Source organism: Variovorax sp. 01T439_2 (assembly GCF_056398445.1).
In genome coordinates, this window is the sequence record NZ_JBFTPJ010000830.1 from 1 (window position 1) to 2,678 (window position 2,678).

3 protein-coding genes are annotated in these 2,678 nt (G+C 70.2%); 1 reads left to right on the forward strand and 2 read right to left on the reverse strand.

Features of this window, described 5'->3' with window-relative positions; translation table 11 throughout:
- Together AC1DOC_RS28435 and AC1DOC_RS28440 are read right to left on the reverse strand one after the other, a co-directional pair.
- A partial coding sequence (locus tag AC1DOC_RS28435; RefSeq protein WP_478130996.1) for a DMT family transporter occupies nucleotides 1-750 on the reverse strand: 750 nt, incomplete at its 3' end.
- On the reverse strand, nucleotides 747-1,352 hold the full coding sequence (locus AC1DOC_RS28440; RefSeq protein WP_478079147.1) for a LysE family translocator: 606 nt from the start codon (nucleotides 1,350-1,352) through the stop codon (nucleotides 747-749). The genes AC1DOC_RS28440 and AC1DOC_RS28435, both read right to left, overlap by 4 nt.
- 104 nt (nucleotides 1,353-1,456) lie before the next feature.
- Here AC1DOC_RS28440 and AC1DOC_RS28445 point away from each other — a divergent pair.
- On the forward strand, nucleotides 1,457-2,678 hold a 1,222-nt coding region (locus AC1DOC_RS28445; protein ID WP_478130997.1), incomplete at its 3' end, for an aminotransferase-like domain-containing protein.

The following is a 2,678-nucleotide window of genomic DNA, read 5'->3' on the forward strand; positions in this document are numbered from 1 at the left end:
GCCCAAGGCCAGGCCGCGGTACCAGGCGAAGAAGCCGATCCACATCGAGAACACGCCGACATAGACGAAGCCCAGCCAGGCCGAGGTGGCGATGGGCTCCGCGGGCCACAGGGCCAGCGTGGCGGGCAGCGTCACGGGCAGCGCCATCACGCAGACCCAGCAGATCACCCGCTCGGCGCCGAGCGACGGCGTGACCTGCGCGCCGTAGATGTAGCCGAACGAAGCCGCGACCACCGCGCCGACCAGCAGCAGGTCGGCCCATTCGAAGCCGAAGCCGTGGCCGCCCTGGCTTGCGCGCAGCACTGAGAACAGCACCACCAGCAGGCTGCCCGCAATGGCGCAGAGCCAGAAGCCGAGCCGCGCGCGCTGGTGCAGCACCCAGGCCGCGACTGCCGCGGTCACGAGCGGCAGCAGCGCCGTCACCACCGCCGCGTGGCTGGCCGTGACCACGCGCAAGGCGTAGCCCAGCAGCAGCGGATAGCCGATCACGTTGCCGAGCACCGCCATGCCAAGCGGCTTCCACTGGTGCGCCGCGGGCCGCGGCGAGCGCGTGGCGAGCAGGAAGACCGTCGAGAGAATGCCCGCGAGCGCGGCGCGCCCGAGCGTGACGAACCACGGCGACAGCTGCGGCGCGCCCTGCGTGCCGGTGGCCAGCCGCGTCATCGGCAAGGTGATGGCAAACAGCGCCACGCCGATCACGCCGAGCCACATGCCCAGCGTTTCGTCCTTGATAGGGAGGCGGTTGCTCATACGCCCAGCATCCACCAGGCCGTGAGCACCAGCACCAGCCCCATCGCGCGGTTGAACCACAGCAGGCGCTTGCCCTTGGAGAGCCATTCGCGCAGCAGCGCTCCCGCCAATGCATAGGTGAAGTTGCTGATGAAGGCGTAGACCAGCATCACCGGCGCGACGATGGCGAAGCGCCCGAGCGCATCGGGCTGGCCCGCGATCCAGCCGGCCACCAGCGTGAGCGCGAGCAGCCAGGCCTTGATGTTGACGAACTGCAGCATCACGCCCTGGCCGAAGCCGACGTCGAGGCTGGCGCCATCGGCGCGGCCGAGCGTGCCGCTGCCGCTGCCGCTCAGCTTGTAGGCCAGCCACAAGAGGTAGCCCACGCCCAGCGCCTTGATGCCCAGGCGCAGCGAAGGCACCGCCACCACCAGCGCGCCGATGCCGGCCGCGCACAGCACCAGCAGCAGCGTCCAGCCGACCGGCACGGCCACCACGAAGCGCATGGCGCGCGGCAGGCCGCCGTTGGCCGCCAGGGCGGTGGAAAGCGTGGTGTTGGGACCGGGCGAGAAACTCATCGCCGTGGCCAGCACCAGCAGCGCGGTGAATTCTTGCCAGTTCATTGCATACACTCTAAACTTTCACACCATTACAGTTCCGATACAGTTGATCGAACATATTCGGAAACTGTATTGGTCTTTCTTTCGACACAGAAGCCAAGCCCCAGATGCTGACACGAACCTCCACCCAGTCGCTCACGGGGCAATTGGCCGACCGGCTGGCCGAACGCATCCGCACCCGGCTGCTGCCGCCCGGCGCGCGCCTGCCCTCGGTGCGCGAATGCGCGCGCCAGCAGGGCGTGAGCCCCTACACGGTGGTGGCGGCCTACGACCAGCTGCTGGCGCAGGGCCTGGTCGAGGCGCGCCGCCAGCGCGGCTTCTACGTGCGCGACTCGGCGCCGGCGCAGGAGGGGCGCCCCCCCAACGCGGCGCCCATGGTCGTCCAGATGATGGCCTCGCGCGTGCCGGCCGATGCCAGCTCGCTCATCCGCAGCATGTTCCATCGGCCCAGCGACAAGCCGCAGCCGGGCATGGGCGTGTTTCCGCCCGACTGGATGGCTTCCGCCTTCATGCCGACGGCGGTGCGCCGCATGACCAGTACAGCCGCGCTGCAGGAGCTGTCGCTCCAGTACGGCGAACCCTCGGGCGACGCCGCGCTGCGCCGCAGCCTCTCGAACAAGCTGGTGGGCATCAACGTGCCCGCCGCGCCCGACCAGATCGTGACCACGGTGGGCGCCACGCATGCGCTGGACATCGTGAGCCGCACGCTGCTGCGCGCGGGCGATCCGGTGATGGTCGAGGAGCCCGGCTGGGCGCTCGAATTCGCGCGGCTCGAGGCGCTGGGCATGCGCATCCTGCCGGTGCCGCGCCGCGCCGACGGGCCCGACCTGGAGGTGATGGCGCAGTACTGCCAGCTGCACAGCCCCAAGCTCTTCGTGAGCGTGAGCGTGCTGCACAACCCGACCGGCTACAGCCTCACGCCCGGCAGCGCGCACCGCGTGCTCAAGCTGGCCAACGAACACGACTTCCACATCGTCGAGGACGACACCTACAGCCACCTCGCGCCCGAGCACGCCACGCGGCTCAGCGCGCTCGACGGGCTGCAGCGCACCATCTACGTCAGCGGCTTCGCCAAGATCCTGGCGCCCAACTGGCGCATCGGCTTCCTGGCCGCCTCGCCCGAACTGAAGGAGCGGCTGCTCGAAACCAAGCTGCTGGCCACGCTCACCACGCCCACGCTGTTCGAGCGGGCGCTGTCGTGGTGCATCGACCAGGGCCAGCTGCGGCGGCATGCCGACCGCGTGCGCATCCGGCTCGACGGCGCGCGCGGCCGCGCGGTGAAGCTCGCCATGGCGCACGGCTGCAGCTTCGCGTCGGAGCCGGCGGGCC